16 protein-coding genes and 6 pseudogenes are annotated in these 17,592 nt (G+C 42.3%); 2 read left to right on the forward strand and 20 right to left on the reverse strand.

The window, feature by feature from the left end; translation table 11 throughout:
• Nucleotides 1–543: 543 nt before the first annotated feature.
• The 8 genes and pseudogenes from C1N64_RS14950 to C1N64_RS14985 all read right to left on the reverse strand — a co-directional run bounded on the left by C1N64_RS14950 (nucleotide 544) and on the right by C1N64_RS14985 (nucleotide 5,094).
• Nucleotides 544–807, reverse strand: coding sequence for a hypothetical protein (locus C1N64_RS14950; protein ID WP_367143909.1), 264 nt, complete (start codon nucleotides 805–807; stop codon nucleotides 544–546).
• Nucleotides 804–1,172, reverse strand: coding sequence for a hypothetical protein (locus tag C1N64_RS14955; RefSeq protein WP_367144049.1), 369 nt, complete (start codon nucleotides 1,170–1,172; stop codon nucleotides 804–806). Before C1N64_RS14955 ends, C1N64_RS14950 begins: the two co-directional genes overlap by 4 nt.
• 42 nt (nucleotides 1,173–1,214) lie before the next feature.
• Nucleotides 1,215–2,041, reverse strand: a pseudogene (locus C1N64_RS14960) (RHS repeat domain-containing protein); the annotation flags it as partial.
• 126 nt (nucleotides 2,042–2,167) lie between these two features.
• Nucleotides 2,168–2,641: a hypothetical protein gene (locus C1N64_RS14965; RefSeq protein ID WP_367143908.1), complete on the reverse strand. Its 474-nt coding sequence runs from the start codon at nucleotides 2,639–2,641 to the stop codon at nucleotides 2,168–2,170.
• Nucleotides 2,642–2,681: 40 nt separating this feature from the next.
• A pseudogene (locus C1N64_RS14970) lies at nucleotides 2,682–3,159 on the reverse strand (type IV secretion protein Rhs); the annotation flags it as partial.
• Between the two features lie 166 nt (nucleotides 3,160–3,325).
• Entirely contained in the window at nucleotides 3,326–3,694 is a 369-nt protein-coding gene (locus C1N64_RS14975) for a hypothetical protein (protein ID WP_338147057.1), read from the reverse strand.
• Nucleotides 3,695–4,444: 750 nt separating this feature from the next.
• Nucleotides 4,445–4,693, reverse strand: coding sequence for a hypothetical protein (locus C1N64_RS14980; RefSeq protein ID WP_164482108.1), 249 nt, complete (start codon nucleotides 4,691–4,693; stop codon nucleotides 4,445–4,447).
• Nucleotides 4,690–5,094 (reverse strand): hypothetical protein, encoded by a 405-nt coding sequence (locus C1N64_RS14985; protein WP_185199321.1) that lies wholly within the window; start codon nucleotides 5,092–5,094, stop codon nucleotides 4,690–4,692. The genes C1N64_RS14980 and C1N64_RS14985 overlap by 4 nt, the downstream gene beginning before the upstream one ends.
• A 281-nt stretch (nucleotides 5,095–5,375) precedes the next feature.
• Between C1N64_RS14985 and C1N64_RS14990 the strand changes: the two are divergent.
• Nucleotides 5,376–6,383 (forward strand): annotated as a pseudogene (locus C1N64_RS14990) (IS3 family transposase); the annotation flags it as partial.
• 410 nt (nucleotides 6,384–6,793) lie between these two features.
• On the opposite strand, the gene C1N64_RS14995 reads toward C1N64_RS14990, so the two are convergent.
• The 11 genes and pseudogenes from C1N64_RS14995 to C1N64_RS15045 all read right to left on the reverse strand — a co-directional run bounded on the left by C1N64_RS14995 (nucleotide 6,794) and on the right by C1N64_RS15045 (nucleotide 15,521).
• Complete coding sequence (locus C1N64_RS14995) at nucleotides 6,794–7,171, reverse strand: hypothetical protein (RefSeq protein ID WP_205958571.1); 378 nt, start codon at nucleotides 7,169–7,171, stop codon at nucleotides 6,794–6,796.
• A pseudogene (locus C1N64_RS15000) lies at nucleotides 7,168–7,990 on the reverse strand (glycohydrolase toxin TNT-related protein); the annotation flags it as partial. The gene C1N64_RS14995 and the pseudogene C1N64_RS15000, both read right to left, overlap by 4 nt.
• A 56-nt stretch (nucleotides 7,991–8,046) precedes the next feature.
• Nucleotides 8,047–8,211: a hypothetical protein gene (locus C1N64_RS15005; RefSeq protein ID WP_205958572.1), complete on the reverse strand. Its 165-nt coding sequence runs from the start codon at nucleotides 8,209–8,211 to the stop codon at nucleotides 8,047–8,049.
• A 1,271-nt stretch (nucleotides 8,212–9,482) separates the two neighbouring features.
• Entirely contained in the window at nucleotides 9,483–9,749 is a 267-nt protein-coding gene (locus C1N64_RS15010; protein WP_205958573.1) for a hypothetical protein, read from the reverse strand.
• A gap of 9 nt (nucleotides 9,750–9,758) precedes the next feature.
• Nucleotides 9,759–11,543 (reverse strand): annotated as a pseudogene (locus C1N64_RS15015) (RHS repeat-associated core domain-containing protein); the annotation flags it as partial.
• A gap of 244 nt (nucleotides 11,544–11,787) precedes the next feature.
• Nucleotides 11,788–11,988, reverse strand: a complete 201-nt coding sequence (locus C1N64_RS15020; protein ID WP_394514915.1) for a DcrB-related protein — start codon at nucleotides 11,986–11,988, stop codon at nucleotides 11,788–11,790.
• An 11-nt stretch (nucleotides 11,989–11,999) separates the two neighbouring features.
• Nucleotides 12,000–12,848 (reverse strand): hypothetical protein, encoded by an 849-nt coding sequence (locus tag C1N64_RS15025; protein WP_367143907.1) that lies wholly within the window; start codon nucleotides 12,846–12,848, stop codon nucleotides 12,000–12,002.
• Nucleotides 12,849–12,858: 10 nt separating this feature from the next.
• On the reverse strand, nucleotides 12,859–13,410 hold the full coding sequence (locus C1N64_RS15030) for a hypothetical protein (protein ID WP_367143906.1): 552 nt from the start codon (nucleotides 13,408–13,410) through the stop codon (nucleotides 12,859–12,861).
• Nucleotides 13,411–13,825: 415 nt separating this feature from the next.
• Nucleotides 13,826–14,359 (reverse strand): hypothetical protein, encoded by a 534-nt coding sequence (locus C1N64_RS15035; protein WP_367143905.1) that lies wholly within the window; start codon nucleotides 14,357–14,359, stop codon nucleotides 13,826–13,828.
• An 84-nt stretch (nucleotides 14,360–14,443) separates the two neighbouring features.
• On the reverse strand, nucleotides 14,444–14,758 hold the full coding sequence (locus tag C1N64_RS15040; protein WP_394514916.1) for a hypothetical protein: 315 nt from the start codon (nucleotides 14,756–14,758) through the stop codon (nucleotides 14,444–14,446).
• Between the two features lie 220 nt (nucleotides 14,759–14,978).
• Nucleotides 14,979–15,521 carry a hypothetical protein gene (locus tag C1N64_RS15045; protein ID WP_367143903.1) on the reverse strand — a complete coding sequence of 181 codons (543 nt, stop codon included), beginning with the start codon at nucleotides 15,519–15,521 and terminating at the stop codon, nucleotides 14,979–14,981.
• A gap of 1,158 nt (nucleotides 15,522–16,679) precedes the next feature.
• On the opposite strand from C1N64_RS15045, the pseudogene C1N64_RS15050 reads away from it, so the two are divergent.
• Nucleotides 16,680–17,155, forward strand: a pseudogene (locus tag C1N64_RS15050) (integrase core domain-containing protein); the annotation flags it as partial.
• Between the two features lie 79 nt (nucleotides 17,156–17,234).
• On the opposite strand, the gene C1N64_RS15055 reads toward C1N64_RS15050, so the two are convergent.
• The gene (locus tag C1N64_RS15055; protein ID WP_367143902.1) at nucleotides 17,235–17,591 is read right to left on the reverse strand and encodes an immunity protein Tsi6 family protein; all 357 of its coding nucleotides are present in this window, start codon (nucleotides 17,589–17,591) and stop codon (nucleotides 17,235–17,237) included.
• Between the last annotated feature and the right edge of the window lies 1 nt (nucleotide 17,592).

Raw genomic sequence — 17,592 nt, forward strand, 5'->3', positions numbered from 1 at the left:
GACACTAAGTATACAGCAATCTAAAAAGAAAAAGGCGCAACCCAAGGATTCGCCTATCGCTTTCAGTAAGTCAACGCCATTAATACCAAAGCAAGAATTAGTTGCTAGTCAAATATACATCGACAGACTTTTCACTTTTGTTCATTACATCCATTATTGTATGGAGGTAATCGTTATACATCTCAGCATAGCGCCGGGGAAAGCCTCTTAAAGGATTATTCATAAGACTGTTATTTATAACTTTAAGTGACTTTAACTCATCAATAAAGACCTTCACCCCCCTTTATTTTCGTTATTCATAACTTGATCTATGTAAGAAGATGCCTTATCTATTTCAGCCATTAACTCATGCTTGTTCATAGTCAATTTCTCAATTATAAAAATCTTACATCAGTTATCCAACGGACAGGATGTCCGTTCTTGCAGCTTGGTGTGCAACTAATCCGGGTTCAGCATAAAGTTGGGACAGGGCTGCCTGATCCTGACACCGGGTAACTAAAAAGAAAAACCGGAGAGATCTCTGGGATCACTTCCGGCCATGATTTATTTTTCTTTATTTAGCTTATTCTTAAATTCAGTAATAAGATCGGTCCATTGTTTATAAGTAATGTTGTTAACATAATAGTCCCCAAGCCATTTAGGATGACATCGTGATATTAAACTATCTATCGCCATCATTCTTAAAGGATCATTTTTATCCAACATTAAAACTTTAATCATTAGATCTTTAATGTCATTGGATTCATCAAGATAAGCAGATGAAGCTAATATATCACATATTTTTTTGCCAACTTCTTCTAAATTCATAATGATTCTGTCGCTCCTGAATATCTACCGCCGGCAGTTACTATTTGCCATCCGCCACCGACCTTATCTGCCCCCCATTGCAGTTGAGGCGCAACTTTACCTTCAAGAAGAACTTGAGGTCTGGTCAGGGCTACCTTACCTTCATAAGTTGCTGAGTTATTCGGTGGCAAAGCCAAGTTTGCACGTCTTGCCGCTGGGGTGGCACCTGCACTTCCTCTTGTGACATATACTTGTGAGGCACTACCTGGTGTATGCTCTGTAATAGTGAACACATCTCCAGACTTTACTCTGGATGCATAAATCTGATCATCAAAACTATTGATAGTGTCATGCTGAATTTGCTTATTTAATCCGCGACTTCTCAATAGTTTTCTGGCTGAATTTCGCGTTATTGGCGTTTTATCTAATGAACACCTACTCAACCCCCACGGATCCACCCATCCCAGCGCATTCGGCGCATACTGGTAAAGGTTAATCCCCCCGCCAGCCCTATCGGGTCATGCTGGGTAAAACGGCCGCTGTCCGGGTCATAATAACGGAACAAATTATAGTGAAGCCCCGTTTCGCGGTCCAGGTACTGGCCCTGCATACGCAGGTTCTGCTCTACCACCGGAATTCGCTGATTCGATTCGCGCAGCAGTTTGCCCCACGGGCTGTTCACACCTTCCCAGTTCTTCTGGCCTTCAACGTCGGTCAGTCGCTCGGGCGTGCCATTTGCGGCGCAGTGGAACCAGAATATCTCCGGACTTTCCACGCCATCAATACGGGCCAGTGGCTCATAGATCTGGCTGTCGCTGTACACATAGATCAGCGGAATATCGTCGTGGATTTCCTGCAGCAGACGGTAACCTTCCCACACAAACCGCGTTGTGACAGCATGACCAGACGGCTTACCCTGTAATGATTGTTGGCAGGTTTTACTGATGCGTCGGCCCAGCGGATCGTAACGGAAGCTCACTTTGTTGCGTGGCTTATTGCGATCACGCGGCTCGCTGATGACATCCGTCAGACGATGCTCACCATCGTAAAGGTAGCGCCAGCGGGTCTGGCCGTCATCCTTCTCAGTGGTGCGGCCATGAATATCGTACTGCCAGCGAATCCCGTTCTGTTCGGTCACGCGGTTATGCATGACGTGGGAAGCGGCATGGCGATCCAGCGGGTTGCCTGCACCGTCCCAGCACCTGTCCCCTTTACCAGGCTGCGCGCCATCCTGAGAAAATAGCCGATTAGTGGACTACCATTAATACGACATCCCCAATACTCCCAAAAATCAATAACCATAAAACAGATGGTTTTATTGAGGCGAAATCCTTTCACAACTCAAAAAAAAATTAACAACACACTCAATAAAACAACTACTTCAATTCCATTCTATATATATACCGCACTCAAAAGTATTGGAGTTTGATTGAACCGCTACATTACCCCACTGGAAGCACCATACATACCCATAGGGAGGATTTTTTATCTCACCATCATAGTTTCCGGGGTATTTATTCCGAGTCCATTCATATAACCTTTTTTCTTCATCCTTCAGCATATTTAAGTCAGCTTTTTTATTCCAATCGTGAAGGCTTTGAAAATAACCACCACTTTTGCTAATAAGATAAACACTTTTTTTAAAAGAAAAAAATGCAGGTCTAAACTCTATAGTAAATGGTTCATTATGCCAGATGATTTCTTTAGCAAAGAAACAATATTTACCAACGCATGTCAAATCATCAGATAATTGAAAAAAATGGGATTTAATGAAGGAATCGTAAGATTCAAGCTCTATCTCATTTTCATTTATCCGCAAACCTCCAGTATTTACATCTAAAGTCATTTTTTTCATATATCTATTATTTTTCCTGGTTTCAGTTTAAGTCTTGCTTCTTCTGGCCTTCAACGTCGGACAGTAGCTCGGGCGGCCCATTCGCGGCGCAGTGGACCAGAATATCTTCGGACTTTCCACGCCATCAATACGGGCCAGTGGCTCATAGCTCTGGCTGTCGCTGTAAACCTAAGTCAGCGGAATATCGTCGTGGATTTCCTGCAGCAGTCGGTAGCCTTCCCACACAAACCGCGTTGTTACGGCGTGACCAGATTGCTTGACCTGTAACAACGACTCACTGGGTTTGCTGATGCCCCGCCAAGGGGATCGTAACGGTAGCGCCAGCGGGTCTGGCCGTCATCCTTCTCAGTGGTGCGGCCATGAATATCGTACTGCCAGCGAATCCCGTTCAGTTCGGTCACGCGGTTATGCATGACGTGGGGAGCGGCATGGCGATTCAGCGGGTTGCCTGCACCGTCCCAGCACCAGTGCCCTTTACCAAGTTGCGCGACATCTTGGGAAAATAACCGACTAACATTTTAATATTACTGGATATTTCCTACTATCAGCATTCAGAATGATAACTTATTTGTAATTTTAGGTTTTACAGTTTTATCATTCAATTAAAACTTAAAGGTTATTATGATTGATGAGCAACCATATTTTTTCTTTACAGAATCCAAAAAATTATTAGCTTCACTCCTATTAGCGTGCAGGCGCAATGCGTTCGAGTTTCCCCGAATCCTGATTGAACGAAAAATGCCAATCATTCCATCCATCCAGCTTCTCACTAAAAACACAGACTACCAAAACTTCTTTCTCAGGAGTGATTGTCAAATAATAGAAGTCTCCATTAACGGGAGAGAAAAAAGTCGATAAAACCTTTCCGGATCCGTTTATTACAGACAATCTTTTAGGCAATCTTTCCTTTTTATCGAGAACAAATAATAAGTTTCTACTGGAATCAATCAAGGACTGGTCGATGTTTGTAAAAAACATTGAAATAGTCTCTCCATTGTATCTCCATTCGACAGTTGATTCGCCAGCATTAACTTTCAGATTTTCAATTTTCACTACAAAAATCGCTCATCAAAGTTACTTTAATCGCTAAATATCAATAATCCCAACTTTAAGGATTGAATGCAAATTTCGCGTAGCGAGTTTTCCCATAGACTGTTACCCCTTCCATCTTTTCATGGTTCTTTACATTAGTAAAAATTTCTGACGCGCCATTAGCAGCACAATGGAACCAGAAAAAATGCAAGCTTTTCAGAACAGTTTTACATAGCTCTGGCTGTCGCTGTAGACGTAGCGAAATATCTTCGTGGATTTCATGCAGCATTCGGCAGCCTTGCATATAAATCGTATTATGACAGCGTTGTTAGACTGCTTACCTGTAACGATTGCTCGCGGGTTTTACTGATGCATCTGGGTGGTTGTCGAGCCGGTGGCAAGTCACACATCCCTTTTTCTTTATATAAGTACGAAAATTAAAGTTAAAAATGAGTAATATTAAGAGAAGGGGGAATTAAATAGTCAATACTATAAAATCATACTATCTACAATAAGCTTTAAGGAAAAAATGATAATTTTATTTAAAGTTCACACAACTCCAGGATAATAAAAAACTTAATTCTTAAGGAATACACCGCTCAAATGAGAAATGTACCTGGATGGTTGAACTTCAGAAAAAGTACAAAAAAATTTTATGTTTTCCAGGATCAAATTGAGTTTCAAAATAGCTGATAGCTTCATCATTGTAATGATAAAGACCAGAACCCTTAGTCATTTCTTTTACTCTTCTTGTTTTTTTGACAAAACACTCTATTGCCAAATATCTATTAAGTGTTTCCAAACTTCAGTCTCTTCATCATTTGGTAGGCGATAATCAGCGAATTTCTTACGATAATTTTTAAAGCAAACGTCAATTGCTCTAATTGAAACCGTTTTATTATCACGACTTCCATCAAGAATTATTTGCATTTCTTTCCGGGACTTTTCGTCTTTAATCATTTTATCAAAAAAAACCTCAAGAAAATTTAAAGCTTCATTGTAAGAAAATAGATCAATCATTCTCTCTCCGGCAAAATATCAACTTTATCAAATTCAATTATTTTATTATCGGCATGCATTTGTTCAATTTTTCCAGCGCCATATTCCGGATATGCCTCGGTAAATGGCTCTAGTGGTGCATCTTTTTGGTCGCCAAACATTCGTGGATGGCGTACTTGTGGAACACCATTCTCGTAAAGTTGTAATGTATCAAATTCTCCTCTAAGGCGTCCATCGCTCCAAGTTTTGTCCAAAGGATCCAATGGATCTAAATTCTCTTTTCCTTTTATTTGAAAGGCATCACGCACACCATATCCAGAATTTATTTTTTTAAACCCGAAGTAAGTTACTGGTGCTGACTTAGTTTCAATTACCTTAACTGCCCAAACATTAATACTACCATCATCATTAAGATACCTCATGTAACGATATCCTGTTGCGGGCAACGTAGCGCCAGGCCCAGTTGGACCAACATAAAAATCAGGTTTATTAGGCTTCTCATTTGTTTTACAACGTCTTGATAAACCCCACGGATCCACCCGATCCACCCATCTCAGCGCATTCGGCGCATATGATTCAGTCCGCAAAGCTGGAAAACATTTTTTGCCAGGTCGATGCGCATAAATACAATGTTCATAGTCACACTCCTGCTGGATAAATTATGTTCAGTTAAGCGCAGGGGGAAGAGATAGTCCATCCCATTACCTGGCGCAAGAAGTATGGCGGTATGGATGTGCCCGGGGTTAAGCGCCTGAAGTCGCTTGAGGAAGAGAACGCCAGACTCAGGAAGCTGCCTGCAGAAGCCATGCTGGATAAGGAGGCACTTCAGATGGCTCTGGGGCGAAAGTACTGACGACAGGCCAGAAGCGGGAAGCCGTTGAGTTTATGTGTGATGTAACCGGTCTGTCGCAACGTCGTGACTGCAGGCTTACAGGTTTGTCCATGTCGACCTGCCGCTACGAGGCTCAGCGTCCGGCGGCTGATGCGCAGCTGTCTCTACGCATCACAGAGCTGACACTGGAGCGCAGGCGTTTTGGCTACCGCCGCATCTGGCAGTTGATGCGCCGTGAAGGCCTTCTGGTTAATCACAAGCGCTTGTACCGCCTGTATCATCTCAGCGGGCTGGGCATAAAACGCAGACGACACCGTAAAGGACTGGCAACGGAACGTCTGCCGCTGCTCCGCCCGGCAGCGCCCAACCTGACCTGGTCGATGGATTTCGTCATGGACGCGCTGGCCACCGGTCGCAGAATAAAGTGCCTGACTTGCGTGGACGACTTCACGAAGGAATGCCTGACGGTCACTGTTGCCTTTGGGATTTCAGGTGTTCAGGTCACGCGTATTCTGGACAGCATTGCACTGTTTCGAGGCTATCCGGCGACAATAAGAACTGATCAGGGCCCGGAATTTACCTGCCGCGCGCTCGATCAATAGGCCTCTGAGCATGGCGTGGAGCTGCGGCTTATCCAGCCCGGCAAGCCGACACAGAACGGAATTATTGAGAGTTTTAACGGACGCTTTCGCGATGAATTGTCTGAATGAAAACTGGTTCAGTGACGTCAGTCATGCCAGGGAAACCATCAGTGAATGGCGTCAGGATTATAATGAGTGCCGCCCGCACTCCGCGCTCAATTATCAGACACCGTCTGAATTTGCGATGGGCTGGAGAAAGAATAATTCTGAGAGTGAAGGATCCGACATTACTAACTGAGCCTTGTATCTAATAGTGGTGGCAGGTCAATATGTCCAAGCTCATTATCTTGATATGCATAAGCTGAATTATCATTTTTCAATTCATTGATATATGCTATTTCATCCCCATTCATTTATACCTTTCCTTAACAATTGCGGAATTAACCATGTAACTCATAGTCAAGGTATGCATGTGCTTATTCTGTATCTCAGCACTTACTTTGTATTCCTTTTTAATACGTATTCAAACTTAACTTATCAACCCATTCAAGCATATTAGTTTTATTGATAATTATTGATAATTTCAAACTGTCTAATAATACTATTAGGATCAGCAGGGTGTCTAATTAAATTACCCACTAGACCTTCCATTAAAAACGTCATAAAGGAAAAAGATCCCATTAAAAATGACACTCTCTATAATTATCATCACTCTTCATTGAACGTATTATTGTCAAAAACCCCTACAAGATAGGATTCATAACGAGCAGGCTGTAACTCCTTGTAAGTAAACACAACCAAAATATCATGCCCATTAGAACATTTTGTTTCTGAAACTCTCAATGAGCTACTTTTATATCTATACTCTTGAATTTCGCCTCCAATAAATTCCAATCCCTTAATACTGCCAACTATAGCCTTTACTTTCTTTTCATCATACATATCTAAATCTGTAGAGTTGTACAAGCCATAATAAGCCATGCCATCACAGCGAGGGCAAGAAATTAGCTTGTCATTCTTCAGGAATGCATCTTCTAATCCGTCGTGAATTAATACCTTTTTTTTCTGATGATTAATTATTTTCATACTTTCCTCAAATAGCCTTTCTCGATTAGTTTATCAATTTTTAAAAAGGTTTCATGTTGCGTTCCGTAGCCTGGTTGTCTAAACCAAGGTATGGCTGGTCCAGTATCAACCGGCAATGGCTTCAATACTTCATAAATTGAATAAGGTTTATCCAGTGTACTCGATTGTAAAGCCCTGCCCTCAAATGATGAACCTACTGGAGAAATAAAAGTACCAATATCATGGAATCCTTTTTCATCTATCCAACCACCATATCGATCAACTAAAGTGCCGGGTTGAAGAGTTGTTCTTGTTGCTTTTACAAAACCGCGATTAGGTGGCCAAGCACCTTCACCCATAAATTGTTCTAACGCTGCCCAGTCTTGTTTTTTCCATAAAGCATATGCTTTGGATGCTTGTTTCCTTGAAGTAAATTGATTATTGTTCGATTTTTTCTGAAACTCATTCCATTCGTTTTTACACCTACTCAACCCCCACGGATTAACCCATCCCAGCGCATTCGGCGCATACTGATAAAGGTTGATCCCGCCCGCCAGCCCTATCGGGTCATGCTGGGTAAACTGGCCAGTGTCCGGGTCATAATAACGGAACAAATTATAGTGAAACCCCGTTTCGCGGTCCAGGTACTGGCCCTGCATACGCGCAGGTTCTGCTCTACCATCGGAATTCGTTGATTCGATTCGCGCAACAGTTTGCCCCACGGGCTATTCACACCTTCCAAGGTCTTCTGGCCTTCAACGTCGGTTAAAAGTTCTGGCGTGCTATCAGTGGCGCAATGGAACAGAATATCTCCGGAATTTTCACTTCATCTATATGTGAGTAATCAAAATTGAGACCGTCCTCTTCCCTATCTGGATTGGGTGGCTATAATGACTTCAATAGGCATCACGTTCACTTTTCTGAGCTTTTAATGCTTCGTAAAATGAAATTTTTGATTCTATCTCATACATAGCAATCGTCCCGTTATCGTACCTAATATAATACTCATCATTTCTTTTTATAATATCTACGCCATATCCTGAGAACATTAATTCATTCATAAAAAATTCGTAAATTCATTTAAATCTAGGAAAACAGACAACTTGACTAGTCAGTTAGTGTGTGAAACCAAATGATCGCAACAATTAATTCAAAATATCAAACATTGAAAACGCTTCAGAAGCCTAACACTATCATTTTTATTTAGTAAGCTTATGTCAGTGTTAATCTTAATGCAAATCGTGAAAATAATAATTACATCCACATGCAAAATCATTCATTCTTTTAGCTTACGTCAAGGATGATTATCACACTTTCAAAACATATTTAACTTTGCATATTGTGAAAAAGTATGATAATCCATAGCTTATAAATCAATAATTTAAAAATCTCTATAAAATGAGTCACTTGTAAAAAAACACCTACCAGCTTTAATTTAATAAAAGAAAATCAATATATTGCCGATTATTGTATATAGAAGGATGGAAATACTTAAAAATATAAAAATGAATGTATTGACTGGTAAACCACAAAAACATGCAGAAGAAATTTAATTATTCATAGTAATTCTTTAAGTTATTCCATTTTAAATATCCCCCCCATGACTTTACATCTTCGAAACCTGAAAATTATTTACAAGTAACCATACCTGTTCTGTCATGTGGATCATATACTGCATCAATGTGTCCCCGTGGGCCATAGACGGGAAGCTTACAATCAGATTGCACTTCAAACCACTTTTTTAATTTTCACGTAAGTTTATCTTCTGGTTTATTTTTCTCTACCATCAATAGCTTATCAGGTGCAAAGCACCAACTTACTACTGTGGCATCTACATCACCTTGATGAGATAAAAATACGATGAGGTAAATATCACCTTGTCTATTATTTTTATATTAAAAACGGCTCGATAGTTTACGGTATCATCACCATTGTCAGGCCACGCCTCCCAGCGCAGCCCGTCAATAATAAACAACTTCTGCTTAGTTGAAGTTGAGAAGATAACTAATCCATTGTCAAAAATCACACTTCTATTTTCTTCGTTAAGATTAATTTAAACTCTCTATATTGGAAAAATTTATACCAGTCGAAAAATCCCTACACTAAAAAATTGAAAATCACTTTCGCCGTCGCTAAAGTAATATTTACTTCATCAGCCCATCAGACTTATTTTCTAGCTCAGGATAAAAATATACTCGCACTTACTTCTGAGCTCAGGATTCACTTTTCAACACCTATTCAAATACCACTTATCAACCAATTTAAGCGCATTCGGATTATTGATAACATTAAGCCAACTACAATTATCACTCATTAAAATTATCGACAATCATTATACTTCAAGGTATATAGACACTGCTTTCTCAGCATCTGACATCTTAAAAAGCAAAGGGTTATCATAATCATTATAAATCTCAAGGTAGGCTTTTACTGAATTATGAATTTCATTATACTTCAAAGTACCATCCTCTATCTTCTGGATTGTTAACTCATATTTCTCAATGATATCACTAAGCTTATTTTTTCCATTTATTAAGGATTCGTTCTTAATTAATGCCAGTGTATCTTTCAAAATTTTCACTACTTGATTCGTATTCATATAGACGTCCTATGGAGTGCTAATTCTTCTAGTGTTTAAAATCCAATTCTGATCCCAGTCTCGAGGAAGTATTATTTGATCAGCTTTCCCATTAAGTATTGCCCCGGACTTTGTCACTTGAGGTGCAACCTCACCAATCTGTAGAACTGTCCCCTTAGGTACCAATATTGTAGCTTCGTATTGTCGAGTATTTTTCCATTGCGGTAGTAATGCAGCATCTATCTTAGCTTGAATACGACTACCGGCGCTTGTTGTTGAAACGAATGAACCACCTGCTTCAGCCTTCCCTCCATATACCCTATACAAAATAATATCTTCTGTTGTTACAACAGTTTTATAATCACTATTTGTAAACGTAGCAGCGAGTGATTCTGGGAGAGGTTTTTTCTCAATTTCTTTATATTTACCTTCAAGTTTTTTACAACTCAACCCCCACGGATCCACCCATCCCAGCGCATTCGGCGCATACTGATAAAGGTTGATCCCCCCCGCCAGCCCTATCGGGTCATGCTGGGTAAACCGGCCGCTGTCCGGGTCATAATAACGGAACAAATTACAGTGAAGCCCCGTTTCGCGGTCCAGGTACTGGCCCTGCATACGCAGGTTCTGCTCTACCACCGGAATTCGCTGATTCGATTCGCGCAGCAGTTTGCCCCACGGGCTGTTCACACCTTCCCAGGTCTTCTGGCCTTCAACGTCGGTCAGTCACTCGGGCGTGCCGTTAGCCGCGCAGTGGAACCAGAATATCTCCGGACTTTCCACGCCATCAATACGGGCCAGTGGCTCATAGCTCTGGCTGTCGCTGTAGACATAAGTCAGCGGAATATCGTCGTGGATTTCCTGCAGCAGACGGTAACCTTCCCACACAAACCGCGTTGTGACAGCATGACCAGACGGCTTACCCTGTAACGATTGTTGGCAGGTTTTACTGATGCGTCGGCCCAGCGGATCGTAACGGAAGCTCACTTTGTTGCGTGGCTTGTTGCGATCACGCGGCTCGCTGATGACATCCGTCAGACGATGCTCACCATCGTAACGGTAGCGCCAGCGGGTCTGGCCGTCATCCTTCTCAGTGGTGCGGCCATGGATATCGTACTGCCAGCGAATCCCGTTCAGTTCGGTCACGCGGTTATGCATGATGTGGGAAGCGGCATGGCGACCCAGCGGGTTGCCTGCACCGTCCCAGCGCCAGTTTTCATTACCAGGCTGCGCGCCTTCCTGGGACAACAAACGACCTGCATTATCGTAGTGCCATAATGTCTGGCTGAACGGATTATCGTCGCGCTCTTCACGGATGAGGTTGTTGCCGTAATCGAAGTCGCGTCGGCGGGACCAGACGCGCGGTGCAGGACGCTGGGCTTCCCCCCTGAAAACGTCACGGCGGCGCAGTCTGCCAAGACGATCGTATTCACTGCGCGTGGTCAGACCGCCCTGCGTGCGGCTGAGTTCCCGATGCAATGTGTCACGGGTAAACTCCGTCACCGGCAGGTTGTCGAGTGCAATGCTCAGTAAATGACCGCTACCGTAGTAAAGCTGCTTCAGGTTGCGGCCATCCGGCAGGGTTAGGGCTGTGCAATTACCCAGCGCATCGTACTCCCAGGCCAGTGTGCCCTGCTCCCCCTGTTCACTCACGATGCGGCCCAGTGCATCATAGGTAAACGTAATCTCCTGCTCAGCCTGCTGGCTCCACTCGGTGTCAGACAGTGGCAGATGCTGTGACACTTTACTTAGCTGACCACCACCACGGTAGTGATAGCGCGTCTGGCCTTCCGGTGTCGTGCGCGCCAGCAGTTTCATACCCTATGCTTTCCGTGGATTGTTCAGACTCAAACTGTGTTTAAAACTCTCGCAGTTCACTTCATCTTCTTTGTTTAAAGGACGCATTGCGGAGAGGGTAAAGATTATGAAAATATTGCTATCAGGAACCTTAGTGGCCAACTGTCGCTGCTACACAGCTTGTCCATTGCGCTCGAATGCGGTTTCGACCTTCAGCGCCTCTAGCGCTATCAATCCCAGCCATACCCCGTACAAACGCTGTCTACTGAATAGCGCCCATCTGACTGCGAAATGTATCCCATTGACGCTGGAACTCCGTCTCCGCATCGCTACCTTCAGGAATGACACCACGACTCACAACGAATGCCAGCCCACTGGCCTCATCCCGCAAAATATTCATGGTGGTGTCCTGCCACGCAACAGGAAACAGCGCAAATGCGCCTTCATTGAACTGATAATTCATAGGGTGTCCGTTTATTGATTGGGTGTGGCTGACGTATTCAGGCTTCGATATGTGCCATCGGCATCATCGGCGTTAGTGAGTATTTGAGTGTTATCACGCGCTACTTTAATGTCGAAAAGACGAGGGGAGATATCCGGATCGCCGCCACAACTGACGTCATGGTTGTCTTCGCGAACCGTAATGATAAAGAAACTTTTATCACTGCTGTCGTCAACATCATACCTGAGACATTGATCGCTGAGTGTTGTCAGGTGGTAAGTATGAATGGCTTCCGTTGCCGAACTGACAGCCTGGTCTGCGTTGATTTCATGCTGTCTGGCACTCATAGTTGTATTCAACATGATATGGCTGACCTTTTGCTGGTCAATTTCAAACATCAACTGCTTCTCACCCAGCTTATAGATAAGCCAGTGTTGATTATCGCTGTCACTTTCTTTGGCTGGGCCATAGGCTTGCCGGACCTGTTCCACGCTATCGCCCACCACTATATTGCGAGCCGTCGGCACGCTGGCAGCGTCCACAAGAATCTCCGCCAGAATGGTATGGCTGGCATTTCCCACCGCCGTTGCGCTGAACAACGCAAAGCCGTCATAGCTGTGTTGGAAATAGTTGTATCGCTGTTCATCGATGACCACTTCTCCGGCCACAACCGAGCTCAAGGCTTTGCCTGCACGGACGAAGCTCTGATTGTTCCATGCGTCACCAGGGGTGAAAGCGTAGTCGTTGAGCAGGACGGAAAAATCTCCCTCATTTAAAGCGGGAGCTACGGTTTCTGCAGTAGATTCAGCCCTGGCAATGCACGATACCAACATAAGGACAGCCGCAAACAAAAAGCTGCCGAAAAGACGATTTATGAACATGGTGTTTTTATCAGGATAAAGGCAGAAGAGTATCAAATGAAACTGGTGTTGGCATTAGGTTACCATCAGGATCTTCAACAAGTTGCCACGAAAGATTTGCCCCTTTTAAGGTGACTTTGACTTTCCTGCGGTCGGGTTCGCCTGACGACGAAGGGAATGAAAGCATAACAGTGTTGCCACTCACGCGTCCGTGTAATATATGGGGATTATCATCACCCGGGCAATCAATTTGGTCAGCGTCCTTCATGTAACAATAGGTGCCAGTGACATTCTCATCGTGCTGAACCAAACTTACTGTTAACACTCCATCCCGGTCACTTTCGCCACGCCAACGTCCAGTGAAAGGTTTTGAAGAATTTGACTCTTCTTCGCGAACGGTCATCAATCTCAAAGAACAGCGCTGGCTTGAAGACAATTCGGCCTCTTTATCCGCCGGGCAAGCATTTAGCGCGTTGTAATCAAAGCCATCGGCAAATTTTAATTGCTGAGCGATAGATGCATTTGTGATAAAAACTGATGCGCATAAGACTAATGATAAGGAAAAAAATTTATAAATAATCATTTTTAAATCAGCCAATATTGAAATGAATTCAAAGCTCTTAAATTAACAACAGACAAGCTAAAGATGGTGCTAGTTCATTCAATAGATGATAAGCACGCAACTATACAGATCATTAATAGAAAAGTGAACTTTTATACAAGAAGTAAGATTAAATAAAAAATCAATATAACAGAGCCGCAAATCTCTTTTAATCTCACCCTTCACAACTTTAATTGCTGGCTACTTTAAAAAAATATTGGCACCATCATTCCCATTCCCCACTTTGCTCAAGAATAACTTTTTATCCTGAACCACTTTTAAAATAAGCGGCTTTAAACTTACAGTATAATCCACATCACTATTACTGAAAATCATCCCCTGTGTTTTATTAGAGCTCTCAGGCTGAAAGGTTTTACCGCCGAGCGTTATCTGATTTTCATTCTTTATTCCTGAGACTTAAATAGTTAACATTATCGCATACAGTATAAAATCCGCCACAGGTATTCAATAAAGTGACTGTGAAGTCGGATGTTGAGAAAACTTTCACATCAGATTTTACATTTATTTCTTTCACTTCTTTAGTCAGCACATAATTTTTTGGAGCATAAAATTCGCCGCTTACTGGATCTTTAATTATCTTCCATAAAACGTTACCGTCTTTAAGCTCTAAATCAGCCTTCCCGTTTACTCCCCCGAAACTTGAGTTAAACTCGACTAAAGCATGTCTCCCATTAATAGCACCATCAAGATTACTTTCATTGCCCTCAGGGCAATCTATTTCTCTTCCATTTCTTGTAATATAGCAATTACTACCAGTTATTAACTTGTCATTTTGCTTTAATTCAATGTCGAATATAATGCCCCATCGTCGTTTCTTTCCACTCCACTGCCCCGTAAAATCATCGGAAGCAAATAAAGACAAGGAAGACACTGATAAGAAAACTACCACACCAAATATAAGTTCTCTCATTTTAATTAATATTTAAAATCCAGACAATCATTAAGTCTGTCAATCCATCCATTGAGACTGAGTAGATTATTGGGGCAGATATAGTCAAATTCGTAAAGTATTGCTCTCTGATTTCAGCAAAGCATTTTGTGAGACAACACTATTGCCCACCACGATATTACGTGCCGTTGGCACACTGGGCGTGTCCCAAAGGATCTTTGCCAGCACCCTCTGGTTGGCGTTTCCAACCGCCGTCGCGCTAAATAACTGAAAGTCTTCATAGGTATGTTGAAAATAGTTGTACCGCTGTTCATCGATGAACACTTCTCCGGCTACAACTGAACCCAGCGCTTTGCCTGCACGGACGAAGCTTTGAATCTTCCACACGTCGCCGGGGGTGAAAGCGTAGCTATTGAGCATGACAGAAAATCATTGTTGCTTAGTGGGGGGACTGCCTCTGTCGATACAGTATTTGCCGGTCTTAAAACAGGTGTGCAAAAACGTCAGTGTCAAAAACAATCTGATTAACGTCATATATTTTCAAATGAGAGAGGAACATTCCCTGCAAAAAAATCACACTAAGAGGCAACAGTTGCTGCCAGACTTTGCACAAAGGCATCGTTATTTGTAAGCAGCGCCTCTACTCTTCAGTCGTAATAATCACTCTAATCAGGCAGTCGGGATTTTTCGCCGTGAATGAAAAAGTGATAACCTGCCCGTTAGTATCGGGGGATGATGTGTAACTGATTAGCTCGTGCTCAGACTGACCACGAGGATAATCCGTTAGTCGGAGTGTCTGATAGTGCTTTTTGATTACATTCAGTGTGATGCATTTACCTTGTGGTGAAAAACTAAAAAAGGGTGCCATTCCGTCAGAGGTTTTGCTCAGCCGCAACTCAATATCATTGATCAACAAAGTATCTTTAAGCCTGACCTGTTGCGCCCGATAAAAATTGATATATTCATTCTGATTTTGTAGCGTGAACGTCATGGGGGCTTTGTGGAGAGTTTGTACAGACAAACTCTCCACATTGGAACGCATTTGCGTGACAAAACTCCAAATATCATTTGCCTGCATTTTAGCTTCCACTAATCCGCTTATAAAAAAACCTACCAGTAACATTATTGTTAATTTACTTTTCCGGGTAATCTTTATCATACCAACCGCCATAACAAACTTCATATAACTCTTTAGTCGTGGAGGTCTTTTCACCCTGTCCGAATATACGTCCTATATTGATTATCACGACAATATTCGTCACGCCTTTTTTTTCAGAAAGTCCAAGGCATTATGAAAATGCGTCATCATCATTAAATGCAGCATAGTTTTTTCTTTAGCCTTGTCGGTGATTCTTATTACAAAAAAAACAGATAGAGATAAAAGAAAAAATAAAGAAAAATAAGTCATTCTCAAGGTGCATCGTATAAGTTTAAAATTACGATTATATGAAGTGACAAAAATTAAATAACAGGACAAGATGTCAGAAATAAACTGCTATACCTATGATTTTCAATAAAAAATGAAAGTACTTTTCAATACTTTCATCTATTGGGTCATAACTCGCGAATTTATCTAAAACAGGTACTCGTTTGCCATTTATGTTTTCATGGGTCCATTATTACAGATAATTTGGCGAGCCGTGCGCTTTTACCCAAAGAGATTATTGCTGACCTTATTTTTTTAACGTCAGTCAGCACTATCTTTCCCCAGTCAGATTCTAATATAGTTTGAGCCGTTGTTATCTGTGCAGGGACGTTTTTTTTCTCTTCAGCTTGAGCTGATGCATACACCTTATCAAAAAAGGCCTATTTTTAGGGAGATAAAGGCCGCACTTTCTTTTCAGTGTTATTGCTTACTGGTGTGGAAGAGGATTTCGCATGCTCAACTTTCGCTTAGGGTGCTGCCGGAGCCACCTGCCCCTTTTGCTTTGGGGAGAAAAGATTCACAGCGGCCTGATTAACATTGCCTTAATGGCCCGCCCCTGTAACCCCAGTGCTTGGCTTCGCACCCGATGTATTTTAATTATGTTTCTCACCTGATGTGGGGATGTGGCCATCACCGTTCACAAAGAAGTTGAAGCCTTTACCGACAATATTGATATCACCGTTAGCATTAAGTTCAATCGCGCTTTCACAGTATTCAAGGCGTAACTTAGTTCCTGACCCAAGAACGTAGGTTTCGACAACGTTGTCGATTTTTCCTTATTCGCTTAAATGCTCTTCCCCATCTTTAACACCATGTACGCGGTTGGTTCATACCGATAGCATTCGTGGAATTCTGCAGGCCCATGCTTTTCAGACCCGTTGCCGGTGTGCCCTTAAGCAATACCGTAAGTGAGACAAGGAGACGTTCATGGATACCTACCCGAGGGTCGCTCACTGCAAACTGTATGTCACCAAAACGCCGATTACAGCGGCCGACCTGCTGAATGATCGTGTGTTGCCGTTCTATGCGACTCAGGGACTGTCTGAGCTAAGAATACTGACCGACAGAGGTAAAGAGTACTGTGGCAAAGTATAGCAGCATGATTACCAGCTTTATCTGGCAATAAATGATATAGACCACACAAAGATTAAAGTGATGTCAATGCAGACGAACGGCATCTGCGAACGGTTCAACAGGACGATATTGCAGGAGTTTTATCAGGTAGCGTTCCGCTGCGAACTCGATACATTACAATCGGATCTTGATGAATGGCTGTCTCACTATAATAATGAGCGACCCCATCAGGGTAAATATTCTGTGGCCGGACGCCGATGGAAACGTTACTAGATGGAAAGCGCATCTGGTCCGCGAAGAATTTAAGGCAGATGTAATCTGGCAGATACCTGAATATATAACCGGTAACTGTCAGATCTGAGCTAATAAAAATAAATATAACCTAAGTATCATAAATCATCTTTTAGCATAAGCATAGCGTTTCATCCTTTTTTCATATTCAGGATCGGTTTCATGTGGTAAAATAACCTTAATCCCGCGCCCGATTTGAGATGCTATATAATTAGCATGAGAAAGATGCTTAGCAAGTTCAGGGTCTGTAGTATCAAATTCTTTGGATGCCAGCACTCCCAAGTTCATACGATGGATAGGGCTTTTATCTTTCTCCTCACCAGTTATAATTTTTTTTAAATAGTACAATTGATCGAGAGCTATTTGATAGAGATTGAATTGAGGTTTTTCAGCCAACCGTTTACTAGTAACTTCAATTGCATCGTTAATATAATCAAGTGCAGTGTAATCATTAATATTCATA

Source organism: Pantoea sp. SGAir0215 (genome assembly GCF_043543215.1).

Excerpts from the sequence above, each read along its gene's own strand:
- C1N64_RS14950 (WP_367143909.1), bottom strand. The coding sequence starts at position 807 with ATGAATTTAGAAGAAGTTGGCAAAAAAATATGTGATATATTAGCTTCA.
- C1N64_RS14965 (WP_367143908.1), bottom strand. The coding sequence starts at position 2,641 with ATGAAAAAAATGACTTTAGATGTAAATACTGGAGGTTTGCGGATAAAT.
- C1N64_RS14980 (WP_164482108.1), bottom strand. The coding sequence starts at position 4,693 with ATGATTGATCTATTTTCTTACAATGAAGCTTTAAATTTTCTTGAGGTT.
- C1N64_RS14985 (WP_185199321.1), bottom strand. The coding sequence starts at position 5,094 with ATGAGGTATCTTAATGATGATGGTAGTATTAATGTTTGGGCAGTTAAG.
- C1N64_RS14995 (WP_205958571.1), bottom strand. The coding sequence starts at position 7,171 with ATGAAAATAATTAATCATCAGAAAAAAAAGGTATTAATTCACGACGGA.
- C1N64_RS15005 (WP_205958572.1), bottom strand. The coding sequence starts at position 8,211 with ATGAATGAATTAATGTTCTCAGGATATGGCGTAGATATTATAAAAAGA.
- C1N64_RS15010 (WP_205958573.1), bottom strand. The coding sequence starts at position 9,749 with ATGAATACGAATCAAGTAGTGAAAATTTTGAAAGATACACTGGCATTA.
- C1N64_RS15020 (WP_394514915.1), bottom strand. The coding sequence starts at position 11,988 with ATGAATTATCAGTTCAATGAAGGCGCATTTGCGCTGTTTCCTGTTGCG.
- C1N64_RS15025 (WP_367143907.1), bottom strand. The coding sequence starts at position 12,848 with ATGTTCATAAATCGTCTTTTCGGCAGCTTTTTGTTTGCGGCTGTCCTT.
- C1N64_RS15030 (WP_367143906.1), bottom strand. The coding sequence starts at position 13,410 with ATGATTATTTATAAATTTTTTTCCTTATCATTAGTCTTATGCGCATCA.
- C1N64_RS15035 (WP_367143905.1), bottom strand. The coding sequence starts at position 14,359 with ATGAGAGAACTTATATTTGGTGTGGTAGTTTTCTTATCAGTGTCTTCC.
- C1N64_RS15040 (WP_394514916.1), bottom strand. The coding sequence starts at position 14,758 with ATGCTCAATAGCTACGCTTTCACCCCCGGCGACGTGTGGAAGATTCAA.
- C1N64_RS15045 (WP_367143903.1), bottom strand. The coding sequence starts at position 15,521 with ATGAAGTTTGTTATGGCGGTTGGTATGATAAAGATTACCCGGAAAAGT.
- C1N64_RS15055 (WP_367143902.1), bottom strand. The coding sequence starts at position 17,591 with ATGAATATTAATGATTACACTGCACTTGATTATATTAACGATGCAATT.